Here is a 19,844-nt window from a genome sequence, read left to right on the forward strand (position 1 = left end):
TTCCGGTGGAAAGGGCGATGCCCGGGCGGGGAGCCCGCCCGGGCATCGCGTGGCGCGTCGATCAGTGGATCAGGAGAAGCGGACCTTCAGCGAGGTGCCGTTCTGCTCCAGGACCTTGATCTTGGTGCCGGTGGCCGGGAGCTTGACGCCGTGGTTCGGCAGCTCCGGGTACCAGTACTGCTTGGTGTCGTCGAACAGCGGCTGCGCGTCCTGGCCGCGGATGTACTGCGGCTGGCTGTTGATGTGCAGCGTGAACGAGTCGGCCTTCTTCAGGCTGAACGGCGCGTCGTAGACCTGGACGCGGGCCCGCCAGGGCTGCCCGGTCAGGTTGTAGATCGGCCGCGGGTGCGCGTCGATGATCATGTTCCGACCCTCACCCGGGTGCGCGAACGTGTCGTTGTCCGCGAACCGGAGGTTCCAGTAGGAGATCAGCAGACCCTCCTGGTACGCGTAGTGGTCCACGTAGTCCGGGCGGGTGTTCGCGTAGCCGAAGAAGTACGGGCCGGTCTTGAGGTACTTGTCGTACGAGACGTACGACCGGTGGCCGGCGATGTAGTAGTTGTCGAACTTACGGGTGTAGGTCTCCTCGACGATGCTGAAGCCGCTGAGGGTCCAGCCGTTCGCGCCGGCCTCGGCGCCGTCGGTGAGCACCGTCTGGCCGTCGGCGGTCACGGTGACCGCGTCACCGTAGAAGCCGCCCTCGGAGACGCCGCCGTCCGTCTGGTAGCGGAGCCGGAACTGCACGACCTTGCCGGCGACCGCGTCCATCGGGATGTTGACGTCGACCCACTGGTTGTTGCTGGAGCCGTCCAGGGCGTAGCGCCCGGGGGAGATCTCCTTCAGCGGGGTGCCGTTGGCCGTACCGGGCAGCGAGGCCCAGGTCTGGCCACCGTCGACGGACGCCTCGAAGAACAGGTAGTCGTAGTCCGCCTCGATGCTGTAGCGACCCTTCATCGACAGCGCGGCGCTGGTCTTCCCGGTGAGGTCGACAGTGCGCGTCATCGTGTTGTTCAGGTCGTCGTCGTTGCCCGAGAAGAACTGCTTCGTACCCTCGAACGGCTTGCCGTTCTGGAACGTGTACTCCCGCTGCGGCAGCACCACCACGGCGCCCTGGGCCTTGCTGGAGTTGTACTCCTGCGGCCCGAGTTCCAGGGTGCGCTTCTGGCCGGCGACGATCACCTCGTAGTCGAGCCAGCCGAGTTGGAGCTTGTTCCAGGCGCCGAGGTCGCCACCGCGCTCGCCGATGCCACCGTCGTTCTTGGCGCCGAGCCGGCTCTGGGCCATCAGGGTCCAGTGCTCGTTGTTGTTGTCCCCACCACTGACCACGTTGTAGTCGTCCGGCAGACCGAGGTCGTGGCCGTACTCGTGGTAGAAGACGCTGCGGCCACCGTTCTCCGGCTGGATCGTGTAGTCACCGATCCAGACGCCGGTGTTGCCGATCTGGGTGCCGCCGGCCGGGAAGTTCTCCGGGCCGGTGTTGCCCTGGTCGCTGGCGAAGGCGTACCACCGGTGGCTCCAGATGGCGTCCTCACCCTGGTACGGGTCACCGTCGGCCTCGTCACCGCCGGCGTGGACGATCTGGAAGTGGTCGATGTAGCCGTCCGGCTCGTTGAAGTCGCCGTCGCCGTCGAAGTCGTACCGGTCCCACTCGTCCATCGCCTTGACGTCCGCGGCGATCTCCGCGTCGGAGCGGCCCTGCGCCTTCTGGTCGGCGACCCACTGGTTGGCGGCGTCGCGGACCAGGGCCCAGGTGTTGGTGCAGACGTTCGAGGCGCACGGGTAGCCGCCGGAGCGGCCGTAGCGAGCCTCGTTGTACCGCACCTTCACCCAGTTGGTGACCTCGCCGTCGACGCTGTACCGACCCGAGGACTGGGCCTCGTAGTACTGCTTCAGCGACTCCTCGCCGGGCTTGGTGCCGAAGTACAGATCCCGGTAGTAGTCGGCGCTGTAGTCCGCCTGCCAGACCGTGGAGTTGTCCACCGCCCGGTTGGGCTGGGGGATCTGGTTGCGGAGCGGACCGTCGAACCGGGTCGGGCCCGGGGTGTCCGGGTCGGTGTCCTGGTCCGGGTAGTTCGGGTGCCGCTCGTCGCCGAACTCCGCGAGGATGACGAAGATCTTGTCGGTCCGCTCGCGGGAGAGTTCGACGTACTGGTCCTTGGTCGGACCCTTGCCTGCCTTGGTGCTCTTGGCTGCCTTGCCCGCCGCGGGACCGGCGACAGCCTGCTCGCCGACCTTGACGACCTTGCTGCCGTTGATCTTCTGGGCCTTCGCCCTGCCGGACAGGACCTCGCTGAGGCCCTCCTGGCGCAGCGCGCGCCGCTTCTCCTCCAGCGGGTTGGGCAGGTCGTGCTCAGCCTGCGCAGGCTCGGCCACCGACGGAGCGGCGGCCGGCAGCTTCGGCGTCGGCGCGGCGCTGGCGGACGTGCCTGCCATCAGTCCCGTCGCGGTCAGCGAAAGCCCGAGCAGACCCACTGCGACTTTGCGCACGTGGTACCTCCGGTGTGAGGGAACCGGCCCAACTGGGGGTACGGGCCGGTGGAACGTCCCACTAGTGGGACCAAGGGTGAACATAGACACTGCTGCGACTGGTGGGAAGATGCGTGCGTCGATTTGTTGCAACTTTTTGTTGAGAACGCTTTTCACCGTCACATGACAGCCGTTCGCCGAGCCGTTGACCAGCAACGATGCGCTCAGCGGTGAGTGCAGTGACATGCATGGATTAATCGGTTACGCGGAAGGGCCGGGAGCGCGAGCGCTCCCGGCCCTTCCCCCATCGAGCTGGATCAGATCATTTTTCGGTCATTCCGGTTCCGCTTTGACCGCGCCCGTTTCAGCTACGCGGCGGTACCACGTACACTTGGGCGTACGAGTTGTCCTTGGCGGCCCGCTTGATGATGATCGAGACGCCGTACTGGACGCCCGCGTCACCCGGGTTGCCGGTGCCGAGCACGATCGCCCCGCCACCCAGCGTCGAACCGTAGTAGTCGGTCGCCGGAGTGCCGTCCGGGTTCACCACCCGGGTCGTGTACTGCTGGTTGCCCCGGGACGGGATGACCACCGAGGCGTCGTTGTCCCGCGCGTACGCGGCGCCGTCACGGATCTCGATGCCCGGGTACCAGCCCTTGGCGTCGGTGAAGCCCTTCACCGGCGCCTGCGGGCCGAACTTCGTGCAGTACTCGCTGTACGGCTCGTCCGCCGCCTCCAGGCACTCCTTGAAGGGGTACGTGGGCTTGAGGCCGAACGCGGCGTTGGAGGACTGCGGCCGGCTGGGCAGGTTCTTCAGCACCGACGGGTCCTTCTCGGCCGCGGTGCCCTTGCGGCGCAGCGGGTCGTTGTGCGAGTCGACGATCAGCAGACCGCCCTTCGCGCCGTAGCTGGGCAGCGCGGTCATCTGCGCGGTGACGTGGTTGACGTCGCCGAGTTGGGTGTCCCGGTACCAGACCAGCATGCCCGGCGCGTTGTACGCGATCCGGTCGACCTTCCAGGCCTCGTGCGAGTAGACGGTGTCGTAGGTGTACTTCAGGCCGTTGTCGAAGCCGTCGAAGTTGCGCCACTCGGCCAGGTAGTAGTGCGACTTGACCTGCGTGCCCGAGTCGATGTACCAACCCGCGCCGCTGGTGTCGGTGAAGGTGCCGCCGGTCTGGGTCCAGCCCGCCGTGCCGCTCTCGACGTCGTCGCTCCACGTGGTCGCGCCGCCGCCGGTCACCGAGAAGTCGTCGGCGAACCAGCCGCGCTCGACGAACGCCTCGTCGGTGGCGTACCGCAGCCGCACCTGCACGGTCTGCCCGGCGAACGACGACAGGTCGACGTAGTCGTGCCGCCAGCCGCCGGTGCTGCCGCTCAGGCCGTACTTCTTGTTGCCGAAGTCGACCATCCGGCCGTTCGGGTCGGCGTAGCCGTCGTTGGTGGAGACCAGCGCGCCGCCCTCGGCGTACACCTTCTGCTCGTTCCAGGTGGCGCCGCCGTCGGTGGAGACCTCGACGAAGCCGAAGTCCCAGTCCGCCTCGATGACGTAGTTGTTCCACATCCAGAACTTCGCGTCGGCGGCGTTCGGGACGGTCACCGTGCGGCTCAGCTTGACGTCGGCCCAGTTCTGGTCCGCGCCGGAGTACCACATGTTCCCGCCGCTGTGCGGCGTCGCCAGCGAGATCACCTTGTCCGGCAGGTCGATCTTGATGCCGTCCTCGGTGCCGACCGGCGTGCGAGAGGTCTGCCCGAGCTTGACCAGCTTGGACCGGTCACCCGGCCCGAACGTCTTCGGCTCGGCCCAGCCGAGCACCCACTTGTCCCAGAGGCCCATGTGCGTGGGGAGCGCCTGGAAGATCTCGCCCGAGTGCGAGCCGGACGCCATCAGGTCCCAGAAGTCCACGTCGGAGTCGGCGTTGCCGGAGGTGTCGTAGAGGTCCGGCAGGCCCAGGTCGTGCCCGAACTCGTGGGCGAAGACGCCGACGCCGGCGTCCTCCGGCTGCACGATGTAGTTCGACACCTTCAGGTTGGTGCCCGGGATCGTGTAGCCACCGGTCACGGTCGAGGAGTGCGCCCAGACCGAGTAGATCCCGACGTCGCCGCCGCCACGGGACTTGCCCTGGTTGGCGTGCACCAGCACCAGGTGGTCGATCACGCCGTCCGGCTCGTGGTAGTTGCCGTCGCCGTCGCGGTCGCTCTGGTCCTCGATGTCGTAGTCGGCCCACGGGAAGCTCGGGTCGGACGCGGCCAGCGCGTCGATCGCGTCGGTGGCGAGGCGCCCGGCGCCCTGCGGGTTGTCCGGGTGGCCGTTCATCGACTGCTCACGCCCGGCGACCCAGTTGCCGTTCTCGTCCTGGAAGCAGCGCGACGCGGCGTACCAGCCCTCCGAGTGCGGCACCGTGATCCACGGGCTGGCCTGCCCGTCCACGGTGTACGCGCCCTTGGACATCTCCAGGTACATGTTGTGCATGGTCCGCCCGGCGAGGCTGATGCCCGGCTTGCCGTCCGGCCCCTTGAGGTCCTTGCGGACCCGCTCGGTGATGCCCTTCTTGCTGTAGAGCATCTTGTCGTAGTGGGCCGGCGAGAAGTCCGGCACCCACATCGAGTTGTTGTCCTTGTGCGGCAGCGTGGCCGGGTTGGGGATGGTGTTGTGCCGCGGCCCGTTCTGCACGGTGCCGGGAACGCAGGTGCGGTCCTCGAACACGGTCTTCGGGACCATCACGTTCGTGAAGTCGTCGTTGGCCTTGTCGTTGAACTCGACGAGCAGCGTCAGCAGCTTGGCGGTCTGCGTGCTCTTGGCCTTCTTGATCTTCCGCGGGCTGTGACCGGTCCGGATGGACTTGGCCTCCAGCTTGGCCAGCTCGCGGGCGGCGATCGGGTTGCCGCCGGCGTACTTGCGGTCGTATGCGCGGGCCTCGTCCGCCGGCGAGGAGAAGACGCCGTCGCGACCCTTGATCTCCTTGCCGCCGGTGTCCGGCTGAACCTCGGGCTCGGCGTAGTTGATGTAGTGCTCGTCCGCCCCGATCGTGACCGGTGCGGACCGGGACGGCTGGGCCGCCGCGCTGCCCGTCGCGGTCAGCGACGTGGCCGCGAGCGCGATGACGGGCAGCGCGACGAGTAAGCGTCGCCGTGCCCTGTGCTGCGACATGGGGAGCATGCCACTCCGTTCGTAGGGAATGGTGGGGAACCGGCCGTCTCACTGACGATCGTCGAAATCTGCCGGTGCGGCTGAACGTAACCGACAAGCAGCGACATCGACAGTGGTGGAAAAGTGCTCTGGCCGATCAGGTCAGATCGGGTCCACCGATCGACCAGCGCGGATCCCGGGTACGACGAAGGGGCGGACCGCAGTGCGGTCCGCCCCCTGGCCGGGCTGTGGTCAGTCCTCGTCGGACTTGCCGCCGCTCATCCCCGACGAGATCAACTCCATCACCGAGGAGTCCTGGAGCGTGGTCACGTCGCCGAGCGACCGGTTCTCCGCCACGTCCCGCAACAGCCGGCGCATGATCTTGCCGGAGCGGGTCTTCGGCAGCTCCGGCACCAGCATGATCTGCCGCGGCTTGGCGATCGGGCCGAGCGTCTTCGCCACGTGGTTGCGCAGCTCGGTGATGAGCTGCTCGCCCGCGTCGCCGGCGGTCTCCGCGTTGCCGCGCGGGATGGCGAACGCGACGATCGCCTGCCCGGTGGTCGGGTCGGTCGCGCCGACCACCGCCGCCTCCGCCACCGACGGGTGGCTGACCAGCGCCGACTCCACCTCCGTGGTGGAGATGTTGTGGCCGGACACCAGCATCACGTCGTCGACCCGGCCCAGCAGCCAGATGTGCCCGTCGTCGTCCTTCTTCGCGCCGTCACCGGCGAAGTAGACCCACTCGTCGCCGGTGTTGGCGCCCGCGCCGAACCGCGACCAGTACGTCTCCAGGAACCGGTTGTCGTCACCCCAGATGGTCCGCAGCATCGACGGCCACGGCTCCTTCAGCACCAGGTACCCGCCGCCGCCGTTCGGCACCGACTGGCCCTGGTCGTCCACCACGTCGGCGACGATGCCGGGCAGCGGGCTCATCGCCGAGCCGGGCTTCGCCTCGGTCACGCCCGGCAGTGGCGAGATCATGATGGCGCCGGTCTCGGTCTGCCACCAGGTGTCCACCACCGGCAGCTCACCGCGGCCGACGTGCTGCCGGTACCAGATCCACGCCTCCGGGTTGATCGGCTCACCGACGCTGCCGAGCAGGCGCAGCGACGACAGGTCGAACCCGGCCGGGATGTCCTCGCCCCACTTCATCATGGTGCGGATCAGCGTCGGCGCGGTGTACAGGGTGGTCACCTTGTACTTGTCGACGATCTCCCAGAACCGGCCCTTGTGCGGGGTGTCCGGGGTGCCCTCGTACATGACCTGGGTGGCGCCGTTGGAGAGCGGGCCGTACACGATGTAGGAGTGCCCGGTCACCCAGCCGATGTCGGCCGTGCACCAGTAGACGTCCGTCGCCGGCTTCAGGTCGAACACCGCGTGCGTGGTGTACGACACCTGGGTCAGGTAGCCGCCCGTGGTGTGCAGGATGCCCTTCGGCCGGGCGGTCGTGCCGCTGGTGTAGAGGATGAACAGCGGGTGCTCGGCGTCGAACGGCTGCGCCTCGTGCTCCGGCGACGCGGTCTCCACCGTCTCGTGCCACCAGTGGTCCTTGCCCGACCAGGCGACCTCCTCACCGGTACGCCGGACCACCAGCACGTGCTCCACCGACGGGCACTTCGCCACCGCCTCGTCCACTGTCGGCTTGAGCGCCGACGGCTTGCCCCGCCGGTACCCGCCGTCCGCGGTGATCACCACCTTGGCGCTGGCGTCCTGGATCCGGTTGGTGAGCGCGTCGGCGGAGAAGCCGCCGAACACCACGCTGTGCGTGGCGCCGATCCGGGCGCAGGCGAGCATCGCCACCGCCGCCTCCGGGATCATCGGCATGTAGATCGCCACCCGGTCACCGGCGGTCACGCCCAGCTCGGTCAGCGCGTTCGCCGCCTGGCAGGTGAGCCGGTGCAGGTCGGCGTAGGTGACGGTGCGGGTGTCGCCGGGCTCGCCCTCCCAGTGGATCGCCACCTTGTCCCCGAGGCCCGCCTCGACGTGCCGGTCCAGGCAGTTGTACGCCACATTCAGCCTGCCACCGGTGAACCACTTCGCGAACGGGGCGTTCGACCAGTCGAGCACCTGCTCCCACGGCTGGGCCCAGGCCAGCCGGCCGGCCTGGCGCTCCCAGAAGGCCAGCCGGTCACCGGCCGCCTCCTCGTACGCCTCGGCGGTCACGTTGGCGTTCGCGGCGAGTTCAGCCGGCGGCGGGAACTGGCGCGTCTCGTTCAGCAAGTTGGCCAATGCCTCGCTCATGCGGTGACTCCTTCGTCGCGTGACCTGCGTCTCCTACTCCGGGGAAGGTTAGTCCCGCCGTACCCCGGTCGCGACCGCCCGACCTCTCACCGCGCGCCCAGCGGCCTTCCCCTCGCGCCGAGGTGTAAGGAAGGGCCCCCTGTTAACGCCTCCGGTAGAGGAAGGGCCCCTTCTTAACAACCCCGGGCATGCGGGGAGCCCGGCGGTCGCTAGCGTGACGGGGTGACCACCGATCCGCTCGCCCCGCTGCTCGCGCTCGCCGACGTCGCCCTCGCCGTCGAGCAGGCCCGCGACCGGGTCGACCAGGCCCACCGGCACCGCGCGCTGCGCCGCCAGGGCGGCCAGGTCGCCGCCGAGGTCAGCCTCCGCTCCGCCGTGGCCAGCGCAGCGCTGGAGGGCCGCGACCACGACCGCGAGGAGGTACGCGCCGGCACGGTCACCGACCCGGTGCTGCAGGGCGCGCTGCGGGTGGCCGGAGCGCTCCCCGGGCTCAGCGACCTCTGGCCCAAGGCGCCCCGGCAGGTGCTGGCCCGGCTGCACGTGCTCGCCGCCCGTGACGTGGTGACCGAGGAGGAACTGGGCCGGCCGGTCGCCGACCCGGTGGTCGCGGCCCGCCTCGACGGCCTCGCCGCCCTGGTCGCAGGCGGCACAAAGGTCCCACCGCTGGTGCTGGCCGCCGTCGTACACGGCGAGCTGCTGAACCTGCGCCCGTTCCCCGGCCCGTCCGGGGTGGTGGCCCGGGCCGCCGCCCGGCTGGTGCTGATCTCCACCGGGTTCGACCCACGCGGGCTGGTCGCGGTGGACGTCGGTCACCGCGAGCGCGAACCCGAGTACGTGGGCGCGGCCGGCGCGTTCGCCACCGGCACGCCCGACGGCCTGCGCTCCTGGCTGCGGCACTACATGACGGCCGTGGAGGTCGGCGCCGACCAGATCACGCTCATCGGCGACGAGATCCTCGCCGCGTCCTGAGGGATGGCCGACCTGTCGTCCGGTCAGGCGGTGGGTGCGGTGGCGCGGGTGCGGCGGTGCCGGCCGTACCAGGCGATGCCGATGGCCACGCCGACCCCCACACCGAGCGCCGCCGCCGCGACCGGCACGGCCGGCCGCTCACGCAGGCGGCGGCCCAGCGGAATCGGGTGCCGGAACTCCAGCACCGGCCACGAGTTCTCCACCGCAAGCTTGCGCAGCGCCCGGTCCGGGTTGACCACCGTCGGGTGCCCCACGCACTCCAGCAGCGGCCGATCCGAGTACGAGTCGGAGTACGCGTACGAGTCGCTGAGGTCGTAGTCCCGTTCCAGGGCCAGTTCGCTGACCGCCTCGACCTTGCTCGGACCGGCGGCGTAGAACTCGACCTCACCGCTGTAACGGCCGTCCACCACACCCATGCGGGTGGCGATCACATCGGTGATCCCGAGCAGCTCGCCGATCGGCCGGACCATCTCGTCACCCGACGCGGAGACCAGCACCACGTCCCGGCCGGCGGCCTGGTGCTCCTCGATGAGAGCGGCCGCTTCGGCGTACACATAGGGGTTGATCAGCTCGTGCAGCGTCTCCGCGACGATCTGGCGGACCTGTTCCACCGGCCAGCCCTTGCAGAGTGTGGCCAGGTAGTCCCGGGTGCGGGCCATGGTCTGCTCGTCGGTGCCGCCCAGCCGGAACATCAACTGCGCGTACGCCGACTTGACCACGTCACGCCGAGTGATCAGCCCGTCCCGGTAGAACGGCCGACCGAATGCCAGGGCGCTCGATTTGGCGATGACGGTCTTGTCGAGATCGAAGAAAGCGGCGCTGCGGCCCACGGCGCGAAAGTCTAGCCCGACAGCGGCACGGAGGCGTCCGCCCAGGGTCATGGAAGTTGATGAGCACCCGCAGGAGTGATGGCGGTCACATCTGATGTGCGAGAAATTAGCTTTGCGTGGACTGAACACCACTCGACGTATAAGGGTCGGCTGCGGCATGCTTGTCCTCGCGACGGGAGTTCGCATTCCCGACGCCGCCGACCTCGGCGGTTGCACCCCCCGTAACCGCTGAGTCGGTTCGGCTCGACCCCCCCGGAGCCGAACCACAAGACGACCCCCGTCTCCCCCCGACGGGGGTCGTCCCTTTCCGGTGGGAGCGTGCCACCGCAGGTCACAGGCCCTCCCCGGCGTCCAGGTCACCTCCCGGCGGTGATGCCAGCGCCGGAGGCGGCAGAAGGCACATGGGCCTCCAGGCGCTCGGCGAGCGCCGCTATGGCTGGTCAGTACCTCGACCGGAACGATGCAAGGCAACCTTCCAACCGGCCGTGCGAGGAATGCAGGGCCGCTGGGCGTGCAGAACACCTCTGCCGAGCTGACGACCGTGCGCGCGCACCTGCCCGTTGGCGTGTGCGGCTACAGATCGGTCTCAGGGGTCTTGTGACAGACCACCAAGCCGACATGATCGTCGGGAGCGGAAGGAGCGACGTGGGCGCGAAAACGGCACTGCTGGCGTTTACTGACGGCGACATTCGTCCGGCGCTGCGGGGCGCCAGGCAATCGGAGCGAGCCGACGCCGAGGCGTTGGTGCGTCGAGTCCACCCCGGCTACGTCGTCGAGCCCGCCGATGACGACACCTTGCTCGACGGCGTCTACCCGCCGGACGGCGTCACGTACGCCACCGTGCTGGCCGGGGCGGAGCTGTACTGCGACCGACGGCTCGTGCTCGACCGCCCGTCTGAGCTGCCGGAGCACCTGCGCCTGGCCGGAGCAGGCCGGCGAATCATCATGCACGGGATGCACTCGGCCGTGGACTGGCTCGGCTTCGCGGTGTGGGAGGACGGCGTGCTGGTCAGATCACTGAGTCTGTCGCCCGGCAGCGGCATCCAGGAGAACATCGGCGAGCCGTACGACTTCGAGTTGCCGTACTGGACCGGTGAGCATTCCGTCGAGCCGGTCCCGGGCTGGCACGACCAGGACCCGTACCCGCTGCCGTTTCATCCCCTCGACCTTGGCGAGGAAGCGTTGCGTGCGCTGTTCGGTTTCATCATCGAGGGCCGTCCGTCGCCCGACGACATCGACCCTGACGACGTGCATCTGCACGGCTTTCACGCGACCGATCCGTCCGTTGACGCGCGGGCCGCGCGCGAGGCCGCCCATGCGGAGGCACTGCGGACCATGGGGCCACCGAGGATGTACCGCATGGGTCCGGACGGAACGATGCGCGAGGTCAGCTCCTGATCCGCCGACGGGCGGACCAGCAGGCGCATGCCCGGGTCAGGTGAGGCCGGGCGCCGTGAGGAGTTGCGTGAACCTGGGCGCCACGAGCCGCCAGGAGCATCGGCTGGGGTCGGTCCAGAAGTCACTGGCGACGACCCTCGGGTCAGCGAAATCGGTGCGGTAGTCGAGCGCGAGGGCGACGTCGTCTCCGGGGTTCCGGTTGACCGCGATGGGGACTGCACGATCGGCGTCGAGCCACGGCAGGTCGACCGGACGATCCATGCGGTTGCCGCGGGTCACTCGAAACAGCTGCGACGACGGGGCGTCGTCGGCGAAGAGATCCAGGGCGTCGTTCTCGAACCGCATCCGGTCAAGACTGGCGGGGAACATCAGTGGGTATTGGAACCACGGCATGACGCTCTGAAGCACGTGGTCCCCGGGGTGCCGCCAACGGTCCTGTTCCAGCACGTCGACCAGCGTGGTGGGCAGAGGAAGACCTCGGATCGTCCAATCCTGCCGATCAGAGTCCTCGTACACGTGACCTCGCAACGTCAGCTGTCCGCCAGGGCGGACAGGGTAGCTGTTCAGGGCGCGTAGCCGGGATCGGCGACGGCCTCGGCGATGCGGGTGAGCCAGCGCAGGTCGTTGGCCCGGGACTCCGGACTGGCCTCGGAGTCGAGGATGCTGCGGAGAAAAGCGGCCACGTCGTCGAGGTGCCGCTCGCCGCGGTAGTAACTCAGCAACCTCTGATCCGGCTCCACCGGCCCGTAGCCTCGCCGGAACAGTGCGGCCCGGTGCGCGTCGATCGGGTGGTCGCCGAAGTCCTGGCTGTGGACGAACATCAGGTCCCGCTCGCGCGGCGCGAGCATCGGCGCGTCCCAGTCCACGACGTGCAGCGGACCGTCGCCGTCGGCGATCAGGTTGCCCGGGTGGATGTCGGCGTGGGCGACGACGTGCCGAGCGCGCGTCACACCGGACGCAAGCTCGTCCACCGTGTCCGCCAGCCGGTGCAGCGCGGCACCGTACCGCTTCCAGAACGCGCCGAGGGCGTCGCTCGCCGCGGCCTGTCCCCCGAGCGTTCGCAGCCGCTCGCCCGCGGTCGGCCGGTAGGTCTCCACCGGCAGGACAGCGGCGAGTTCGACGCTCGACGTGACCTGGTGCAGCCGGCCCAGGAACTCGCCGTACTCGATCCACTGGCGGTCGGTGAGACCGCGAGCCCACAGACTGCCGCCCTCATGGAACGGGTAGAGCAGCAGCCGGTAGCCCTCGAAGCTGTGGACGGCGCCGCCGTCCGGAAGGTCGATCGGCGCGACGACCTGCCGGAGGCCCCGCGCGCGAAGGAAACCGGGCAGCGCGACGGCGGCCCGGGTGAACTCGCCGCGGCGCAGCTTCAGGAAGTACCGCCCACCGCCGGTCGTGTCCACCCGGTACGCCCAGGCGTTCCCGTCGAGCCCGACCGGCAGGAACACGAGGTCGGCGCCGTCCAGTGACCAGGCGGCGGCTACCTCGGCCGAAAGCAGCCGCTCGTCGACGCCAGGTTTGTCGATCACGGCCCGGAGCGTCGCAGCCGGCGTCCCGACCGGCAAGCGAGTTGCGGTCGGGTCAGCGGATCACCGCGCGCGAGGTGCGCCTGGCCGGCTCGAAACACACCAGCCCGCCGCCGCGCTCGTCGGTGACCACCCAGGGATGGCCGACGTACGTCTGCTGCCGGTAGGACTGCCGGGGCTCGAGCAGCGCGTACCGCTGACGCCGGCCCTCGTAGTTGAGCCAGTAGACGGTGACAGGCGCGCGCCGGGTGTTGACGAAGTCGATGAACGTCTCCGGTCCGCCGCCGTGTGAACGCAGCATCCGTTCGCGTGACGGCGGCAGCGGGCTGAGCTCGCCGGGACCGATGACCGGCGGTTTCGACCTGGGACGTGAGGGCTTCGGCGACGCCGGCTGCCTGGTCGGAGCGGCGGCCCGGCTCGGCGCGGCTGTCCGGGTGGGCAGGACGGAGCGGCTGGAGAGCGACACCGGTGGCGGCGACCAGGACGCGGTCGGTGCCTCCGTGGCCCGCTCGGGCAGCGGCGGGGACGCCAGGATCGCCTGACCCTCGATCGGTGGCGGAAGGTCGGGGCGGCGGGGCGTCGCGAAGGCGCTGACGATGCTGGCGAGTACCACGACCACGAGCCCGACCGCGATCGCGGCGAGCGCTGTCGGTGAAGGATCACGCAGCCAGGCCTCGCCGCCGGTCGGTTCGCCGGGCAGCGCGTGACGTGGAGGTGGGGGAATCGCGAGGGAGTGCGACGAATCGGTCATGGCCTCGAATCCGCAAGCCGGTGCCGTCCATAGAGCGGCGAGGGGGTCCCGATTATCCGTTACTGATCATCCCCGTAGTCAATGGCTGACCGTGCGCTCAGTCCTCCGCCCTCGCGGCACATAGCAGATCCACTCCTCCGCCGAGGTCTGTCCACATCACACTCCGTCGTCCACAGGCGAGCGGTCATCCCCCTCGCTCGGCTCGTCGACTCGGCAGGCTGCCGGGCACGTCCGAGTCCGACCGATGGAGGCCGCCATGCCGCCGCGCACCCCGCTCCCGCCGTACCGCCGCCTGCCTCTGCTCGTCACCTCCGACGGCGACCTTCTCGACGAGCTGCTGCGGCTCGCGGCGGCCGGTGGCACCGAGGTCGAGCTGGCCGCCGACCCGGCGGCCGCCCGGGCCCGCTGGGCGCCGGCGCCGCTGGTGCTGGTCGGCGCCGACCAGGCGGCGGCCTGCCTGCGGGCACGCCTTCCCCGCCGTCCCCGCACGGTCCTGGTCGGTCGCTCCGGCCAGCTCGATCCGGGTACGGAGTTGGCCGAGCTGATCGGCGCGGAGCACGTCGCGACGCTGCCCGCCGCCGAGCCCTGGCTGGTCGACCGGTTCGCCGAATGCGGGGCCGGTCCGGCGGGACCGGCGTCGGGGCGGGTGGTGGCGGTGCTCGGCGGGCGGGGTGGCGCTGGGGCCAGCGTGCTGGCCGGCGGGCTCGCCGTCACCGCGGCCCGCTCGCGCCTGCGGACGCTGCTTGTGGACGCCGACCCGCTCGGCGGCGGCCTCGATCTCGTACTCGGGTGGGAGCAGCTCGACGGGTTGCGCTGGCCCGAGCTGGCCGGCACGGATGGGCGCGTCGACCCGCCGTCGCTGGTCCGCGCGCTGCCCAGCCGAGGCGACCTCGTGGTGCTCTCCTGGGATCGCGGGGACCTGCGGCACCTGCCGGCCGAGGCGATGGCCGCCACCGTCGACGCCGGCCGTCGAGGGCGGGACCTGGTCGTGCTCGACCTGCCCCGGCACCTCGACGACGCGGCGGTGATCGCGCTCCAGGCCGCCGACCGCGCGCTGCTCGTCGTACCGGCCGAGCTGCGGGCGGCAGCCGCGGCGGCCCGGGTCGCCGCGGTCGCCGCGCCGCACTGCGTCGACCTGTCGGTGATCGTGCGCGGCCCGGCACCCGGCCGGCTCCGCGCAGCCGAGGTGTCCCGGGCACTGGGGCTGCCGCTCGCCGGCACGCTGCGGCCCGAGCCAGGGCTGTGCCGAGGGCTGGAGCGGGGCGAGGCACCGGGCGCGAGCGGCAAGGGCCCGCTCGCCGTCCTGTGCCAGCGGCTCGTGGACGAGCTGGTCGGGTCGCCGGCGGCGGGTGCGGCATGACCGGGCCGGCCGACCCCGGTGAGCTGGCCGTCCGGGTCCGGCACCGGTTCGCCGCCGAGGCGACGCCGGTCACGCCGGCGGCGATCGTCTCGGCCGTACGCGCCGAACCGGCGACCGCGGTGCTCGGCGACACCACGCTGCTGCGGATCGCCGACCGGGTGCACGACGACCTGATCGGCGCCGGTCCGCTCGCGCCGCTGCTCGCCGACCCGCAGGTCACCGACGTGCTGGTGAACGGGGTACGGGTCTGGGTGGACAGGGGGCAGGGGCTGCGTCAGGTGGCCGTGCCGCTGGGCTCGCTCGACGACGTACGCCGGTTGGCGCAGCGCCTCACCGCCGCGGCCGGTCGCCGACTGGACGACGCCGCGCCGTACGCCGACGCGCGGCTGCCCGACGGCACCCGGTTGCACGCCGTGCTGCCGCCGGTGGCGACCGACGGGCCGTACCTGTCGCTGCGTACCTTCCGGCAGCGCCCGTTCACCCTCGACGAGCTGGTGGATCGGGGCACCGTCGCCCGGCCGGTCGCCCCGCTGCTCGCCGCAGTGGTGGCCGCCCGCCTCGCGTACCTGGTCAGCGGCGGCACCGGCTCCGGCAAGACGACGCTGCTCAACACGCTGCTCGGGCTGGTGCCCGGCACCGAGCGGATCGTGCTGGTGGAGGACGCCGCCGAGCTGCGGCCGGTGCATCCGCACGTAATCGGGTTGCAGGCGCGTACCGCGAACGTCGAGGGCGCCGGGGCGGTCGGGCTCGGCGATCTGGTCCGGCAGGCGTTGCGGATGCGGCCGGACCGGCTGGTCGTGGGCGAGTGCCGGGGCGCCGAGGTGGTGGACCTGCTCGCCGCGTTGAACACCGGCCACGACGGCGGGGCGGGGACGCTTCATGCGAACGCTCCGGCCGACGTCCCGGCCCGGCTGGAAGCGCTCGGGATGCTCGGTGGCCTGCCCCGGCTCGCGCTGCACGCGCAGGTCGCGGCCGCGTTGCAGGTCGTCCTCCAGCTCCGGCGGACCGGCGAGGGACGGGTGCTGGACTCCATCGGCCTGCTGCTGCCCGACGGCCCCGACCGTGTGGTGACTGTGATTCCGGCCTGGGTACGTGGGCGAGGTCCCGGTCCGGCGGCCCGTGCGCTCGGCGCCCTGCTGCGGCAGCGGGGTGTGCTGGTGCCGCCGATCCTCCGGGTGTCCGCGGCGGAACCGTCGTGACCGCCCGGCTCGGGCTGGTGGCTCTGCTCCTCGCGGTGGCGGCGGCAGCCGTCGCCTGGCCGGTACGCGCGGGTCGCGCCCGGCAACTGGCGGTCCTGGGCGGTGGCTCGGCCCAGCGGGGAAGGGGTCCGCGCCGTCCGCTCGACGCCGGGCCGCAGTCGTCCGGCCGGCCCCCGGGCCATGCTCGGGAACCACGTCGGCCCGGACCCGGCCACGGCCCGGCGACGCTCGCGGTGGACGGCGACCGATCGGCCGGGCCGCCGGCGCCTCCGCTGTTCGCCCTCCGACGCGCGCTACCCGTGGCGGCGCTGCTCGGCGCCGTGACCGGGGCGCTGCTCGGCGGTCCGGTGGGGGCGCTGGCGCTGGCCACCTACGGCCTGCTCGCGGCGCGGGCGGTGCTGCGTCGGCGCACCCACCGGGCGGCCGCCCTCGCGCACCGCCGCGACCTCGACCGGGTGGCCGCCGTCGCCGCCGACCTGCGGGCCGGGCTGCCGGCCGACCTGGACGACGGGCCGGGTCGGGTCGCGCGACTCGCCCGAGCCGCCGGAAAGCTGGCCGATCGCACCGGGGCGCCCCTGGCCGACCTGCTGGAACGGATCGAGGCCGACGCCCGCGCCGCCGACCGAGGGCTCGCCGCTGCCGCCGCCCAGGCCGCCGGGGCCCGGGCGACCGCCTGGTTGCTCGCCGCGCTGCCCCTGGGCGGGATCGGTCTGGGCTACGGCATCGGAGTGGACCCGGTGGCGGTGCTGCTGCACACGCCCGTGGGTGGCGGCAGCGCGCTGGCCGCCGTCGCGTTGCAGGTCGGCGGGCTGCTCTGGGCGGAGCGGCTCGGCGTCACACCGGGACGGGCCGCCTGATGTCCCGTCAGGTGCTGGCGGCCGTGTGCCTCGGCGGCGCCGCGTTGCTCCTGGTCGTCGTCGCTCCGGCGGTCCGCCCGGCCCGGCGGTTGCGCCGGCTGGCCCCGGCGCCCCGGCGGCCCCGCCCGGCGTGGTGGCCGGATCGGGTACGGCTGGGCGCGGCGCTGGCCGGGCTTGCCGTGCCGGTGGTGGTCGGCGGCTGGACCGGTCTGGTCCTCGGGCTGCTGGCCGGTGTCGCTGCCGATCGTCTGCTGCGGCGGATCGAGCCGCGCGCCGCCCGGGACCGACGTCTGCGGGAGACAGCCGATCTGCCGCTGGCCGCGGACCTGCTGGCCGCCGCGCTGCGGGCGGGCGCGCCGGTCGACCGTTCGGTGCTGGCGGTCGCCGAGGTGCTCGGCGGCCCACTCGCCGACCGGCTCGGCCGGGTGGGCCGCACGCTGGGCCTTGGCGGTACGGCGACCGAGGCCTGGGCGCACCTGAGCTGCGTGGCCGGGGCCGAACCCGTGGTCGCGGCGGCGGTCCGGTCGTCGAACAGCGGCGCGGCGCTGGCTCGCGCGCTGACCCGGCTCGCCGACGATCTCCGCGCCGAACGGTCGACCGCCGCCGAGGCGGCCGCCCGGCGCGCGGGCGTGCTCATCGTGCTGCCGCTCGGGCTCTGTTTTCTGCCCGCCTTCATTCTCGCCGGTCTGGTGCCGGTGATCGTCGCCGTTCTCGGCGACGTGCTGTGAACCATCGAGAAAGGACTACCGACATGCGCAAACTCCTTACCCGCCTGCGGGGTGACGCCGGCATGAACACCGCCGAGTACGCCGTCGGCACGCTCGCCGCGGTCGCCTTCGCCGGGATCCTGCTGAAGGTGCTCACCTCCGGCAACGTGCAGTCCGCGCTGACCGCCGTCATCGACCGGGCCCTGAAGTGATTCCGCGCCGGTGGGCCGGCCGTCACGGGCGCTGGTTCCACGCTCCGGCTTACCCGCTGGGCGTCCCGGCCGGAGCGGGTCCGACCCGCGACGCCGCCGGCATCCGGGCCGGGGTGGTCGCGCGTGCCCTGGTCGGCCTGCTCCGCCGGGGACGTTCGTGGGTCGCGTGCGAGCGGGGCTCCTTCACCGCCGAATTGGCGGCCGGCCTGCCGGCGCTCATGCTGCTGCTCGTCGCGGGGCTGACGGCGGTGAACGCGGTGGGTACCCGGGTCGGCTGCGTCGACGCGGCCCGGGAGGCGGCGCTCGCCGCGGCCCGGGGCGAGTCCGGCGCGGTCGCCGGCCTCCGGTACGCCCCCGACGGCGCCGAGGTGTCGGTGACTGTGGCAGGCGACCGGGTCACGGCGACGGTTCGGGCGCCGGTCCGGACGTTCGGTGCTCGGCTGCCGCGACTGAGCGTGTCGGGGCAGGCGGCGGCGGCAGTGGAACCCGGCGCGCCGGGGCCGGTGCCGTGACGGCCGTCCGGTCGTCGCGCCGAACCGCCGCCGAGCGGGGCGGAGCAACGGTGTGCCTGCTCGCGATCGGGCTGGTGTTCGTGCTGGTCGGGATGTTCGGCGCCGCGCTCGGGGCCGCCCGGTGCGCTCGGCACCAGGCCCGCAACGCGGCGGACCTCGGGGCGCTCGCCGGCGCCGGGCGGGTGCTCGACGGCGTCGAGGGCGCGTGCGCTCGCGCAGCCGAGCTGGTCGCGGCCAACGGGGGCCGGATGACCGGCTGCCGGGTCGACGGGCTCGACCTGATCGTCACGGCGCGGGTACGTGTCGAGCCGCTGCCCGGGCTGACCCGGTACGCCATCGCGGCGTCCCGGGCCGGGCCGGCCCGGGACGCCGACGGCTGAGGCGGCCGAGCCAGGAGGAAGCCCGAAGGATGAGGCGGCCAAGCCAGTGCGGGAAGCCCGAAGGTTGAGGTGGCCGAGCCGGGGCGGGGCGCCGACAGCTGACGCGGCCGGAGCCGGGGCGTCAATCGCTGCCGCGCCCGGCTCCGGCCGGCGGGTTGAACAGGTGGCGCAGGGTCAGCGGGACTGGAGCGCGTCCAGCCCGACGGCCATCGCGATCACCAGGCGACGGTCGATCTGCGGGTGGTGGATGTCGACGACGTACCGGTCACGCAGGCCCCACTTCTTGTCGACCGAGAACACCGGCTGGCCGCCGGCCATGAAGTCGAAGTGGTACGGCAGCCAGGAGAGCGAGTCGACGAAGCGGCGCAGCAGCGCGACCGGCAGGCTGCGCTCCTGCCCGGTGGCCGGCGGCAGCCCGGGCTGCTCGACGTGCCACGTCGAGCGCAGCAGCGACTGCGCGAAGTCCTTGCGGAACAGTCCGATCGGGTTGCCGGCGTGGTCGGTCACGTCGTAGGTGGCGCCGAGGTCGAGCCGCTGCCGGGCCTTGAAGCCGAGAAGGGGGTACTGCTTGGAGTCGTCGGTGTAGATGGTCACCTGCTCCTTGAAGGCGAGCCGCTTCTGCTGCGCGAACGCGAGCAGCCCGGCCTCGGAGCCGTCGGGCGCCGCGGCGTGCACCTCGTACTGGTTGACCATCATCCGGATTCGCTGGCGGACGATGAACCGGTTATGGGCCTGCAGGTTGTCGAGCGACATCAGATCTCCTTCGAGGGGTCGCCGGAGTGTCGCACAGCAGGCCCGCCGCCGCTTACCCCCACTCGCGCCAGGATCACCGCTCGCGGGGGCCTCCGGCTCCCGGGCACCCACCCCGAAAAGGCGAACGGCGACGGAAGGTCAACGACCGCCGTCGACCGTGGCCTTCATCGCCCAAGTGTTCAGCACCTGATGAATGCCGCGCAGGCGCTCGTTGATCTGCTCCAGCCGCTCCGCCTGAGCGAGGGTGGCCAGCGCGGTGCCCAGCGCTATCAGCTGGTCGGGGGTGAGGTTTTCCTGGTCGATCGTGTAGAGCAACTCGACGGTCTCGGCGATCGTGTCGGCCATGGCGGCACCTCCGGCGGGACGGGTCTGGGGTCACCTCTGCGCTACCGGAAATGATGCATGGAAGCGCTCCCATACATCAATGCCCCGAGTGCCCCAGCCTCATGCACCCGTCCCACCCACCAGACCCCCCGGGCCTCGCGAAGCCCTCCAAGCCAGCTTGATCAACACCAGCTCGGCGAAGTGGTGGGGTCCAGCACCCGTCGATACCGCA

At 71.6% G+C, this 19,844-nt stretch carries 18 protein-coding genes; 9 read left to right on the forward strand and 9 right to left on the reverse strand.

Going from position 1 to position 19,844, the window contains the following annotated elements:
- Positions 1–69 precede the first annotated feature (69 nt).
- The 3 genes from FHU28_RS04905 to acs all read right to left on the reverse strand — a co-directional run bounded on the left by FHU28_RS04905 (position 70) and on the right by acs (position 7,834).
- Positions 70–2,472, reverse strand: a complete 2,403-nt coding sequence (locus tag FHU28_RS04905; protein WP_184689228.1) for an immune inhibitor A domain-containing protein — start codon at positions 2,470–2,472, stop codon at positions 70–72.
- A gap of 358 nt (positions 2,473–2,830) precedes the next feature.
- Positions 2,831–5,614, reverse strand: coding sequence for an immune inhibitor A (locus tag FHU28_RS04910; RefSeq protein ID WP_260412845.1), 2,784 nt, complete (start codon positions 5,612–5,614; stop codon positions 2,831–2,833).
- A 231-nt stretch (positions 5,615–5,845) separates the two neighbouring features.
- On the reverse strand, positions 5,846–7,834 hold the full coding sequence (gene acs, locus FHU28_RS04915; protein ID WP_184681293.1) for an acetate--CoA ligase: 1,989 nt from the start codon (positions 7,832–7,834) through the stop codon (positions 5,846–5,848).
- A gap of 222 nt (positions 7,835–8,056) precedes the next feature.
- Between acs and FHU28_RS04920 the strand changes: the two genes are divergently transcribed.
- Positions 8,057–8,803, forward strand: a complete 747-nt coding sequence (locus tag FHU28_RS04920) for a Fic family protein (protein WP_184681296.1) — start codon at positions 8,057–8,059, stop codon at positions 8,801–8,803.
- Positions 8,804–8,826: 23 nt separating this feature from the next.
- Here the strand turns inward: FHU28_RS04920 and FHU28_RS04925 are convergent, their stop codons facing one another.
- Entirely contained in the window at positions 8,827–9,633 is an 807-nt protein-coding gene (locus FHU28_RS04925; protein WP_174535058.1) for an HAD family hydrolase, read from the reverse strand.
- A 618-nt stretch (positions 9,634–10,251) separates the two neighbouring features.
- Here FHU28_RS04925 and FHU28_RS04930 point away from each other — a divergent pair.
- Positions 10,252–11,031 (forward strand): DUF6928 family protein, encoded by a 780-nt coding sequence (locus FHU28_RS04930; RefSeq protein ID WP_260412846.1) that lies wholly within the window; start codon positions 10,252–10,254, stop codon positions 11,029–11,031.
- 36 nt (positions 11,032–11,067) lie between these two features.
- On the opposite strand, the gene FHU28_RS04935 is transcribed toward FHU28_RS04930, so the two are convergent.
- The 3 genes from FHU28_RS04935 to FHU28_RS04945 all read right to left on the reverse strand — a co-directional run bounded on the left by FHU28_RS04935 (position 11,068) and on the right by FHU28_RS04945 (position 13,308).
- Positions 11,068–11,478 (reverse strand): hypothetical protein, encoded by a 411-nt coding sequence (locus tag FHU28_RS04935; RefSeq protein WP_311773516.1) that lies wholly within the window; start codon positions 11,476–11,478, stop codon positions 11,068–11,070.
- A 116-nt stretch (positions 11,479–11,594) separates the two neighbouring features.
- Positions 11,595–12,560: a phosphotransferase enzyme family protein gene (locus FHU28_RS04940; protein WP_184681299.1), complete on the reverse strand. Its 966-nt coding sequence runs from the start codon at positions 12,558–12,560 to the stop codon at positions 11,595–11,597.
- A 52-nt stretch (positions 12,561–12,612) separates the two neighbouring features.
- The gene (locus FHU28_RS04945) at positions 12,613–13,308 is read right to left on the reverse strand and encodes a VHL beta domain-containing protein (RefSeq protein WP_184681302.1); all 696 of its coding nucleotides are present in this window, start codon (positions 13,306–13,308) and stop codon (positions 12,613–12,615) included.
- 256 nt (positions 13,309–13,564) lie between these two features.
- Here FHU28_RS04945 and ssd point away from each other — a divergent pair, with 256 nt between their 5' ends.
- The 7 genes from ssd (at position 13,565) to FHU28_RS04980 (ending at position 18,535) form a co-directional block, all read left to right on the forward strand.
- Positions 13,565–14,668: a septum site-determining protein Ssd gene (gene ssd / locus FHU28_RS04950; RefSeq protein ID WP_184681304.1), complete on the forward strand. Its 1,104-nt coding sequence runs from the start codon at positions 13,565–13,567 to the stop codon at positions 14,666–14,668.
- Complete coding sequence (locus FHU28_RS04955; protein WP_184681312.1) at positions 14,665–15,867, forward strand: TadA family conjugal transfer-associated ATPase; 1,203 nt, start codon at positions 14,665–14,667, stop codon at positions 15,865–15,867. Before ssd ends, FHU28_RS04955 begins: the two co-directional genes overlap by 4 nt.
- The gene (locus FHU28_RS04960) at positions 15,864–16,724 is read left to right on the forward strand and encodes a hypothetical protein (RefSeq protein WP_311773517.1); all 861 of its coding nucleotides are present in this window, start codon (positions 15,864–15,866) and stop codon (positions 16,722–16,724) included. Before FHU28_RS04955 ends, FHU28_RS04960 begins: the two co-directional genes overlap by 4 nt.
- Positions 16,724–17,452: a type II secretion system F family protein gene (locus FHU28_RS04965; RefSeq protein WP_184681321.1), complete on the forward strand. Its 729-nt coding sequence runs from the start codon at positions 16,724–16,726 to the stop codon at positions 17,450–17,452. Before FHU28_RS04960 ends, FHU28_RS04965 begins: the two co-directional genes overlap by 1 nt.
- 23 nt (positions 17,453–17,475) lie before the next feature.
- A complete protein-coding gene (locus FHU28_RS04970) occupies positions 17,476–17,643 on the forward strand; it encodes a DUF4244 domain-containing protein (RefSeq protein ID WP_013283643.1) in 168 nt (55 codons plus the stop codon).
- A 137-nt stretch (positions 17,644–17,780) separates the two neighbouring features.
- Positions 17,781–18,155 carry a TadE family type IV pilus minor pilin gene (locus FHU28_RS04975; RefSeq protein WP_198937442.1) on the forward strand — a complete coding sequence of 125 codons (375 nt, stop codon included), beginning with the start codon at positions 17,781–17,783 and terminating at the stop codon, positions 18,153–18,155.
- Positions 18,152–18,535 (forward strand): Rv3654c family TadE-like protein, encoded by a 384-nt coding sequence (locus tag FHU28_RS04980; protein ID WP_184681324.1) that lies wholly within the window; start codon positions 18,152–18,154, stop codon positions 18,533–18,535. The genes FHU28_RS04975 and FHU28_RS04980 overlap by 4 nt, the downstream gene beginning before the upstream one ends.
- A gap of 174 nt (positions 18,536–18,709) precedes the next feature.
- Here FHU28_RS04980 and FHU28_RS04985 read toward each other — a convergent pair whose 3' ends face one another.
- Positions 18,710–19,288 carry an LURP-one-related family protein gene (locus FHU28_RS04985; RefSeq protein WP_184681327.1) on the reverse strand — a complete coding sequence of 193 codons (579 nt, stop codon included), beginning with the start codon at positions 19,286–19,288 and terminating at the stop codon, positions 18,710–18,712.
- Positions 19,289–19,426: 138 nt separating this feature from the next.
- The gene (locus FHU28_RS04990) at positions 19,427–19,633 is read right to left on the reverse strand and encodes a hypothetical protein (protein ID WP_184681331.1); all 207 of its coding nucleotides are present in this window, start codon (positions 19,631–19,633) and stop codon (positions 19,427–19,429) included.
- Positions 19,634–19,844 lie beyond the last annotated feature (211 nt).

Source organism: Micromonospora echinospora (assembly GCF_014203425.1).
Lineage (GTDB): Bacteria > Actinomycetota > Actinomycetes > Mycobacteriales > Micromonosporaceae > Micromonospora > Micromonospora echinospora_A.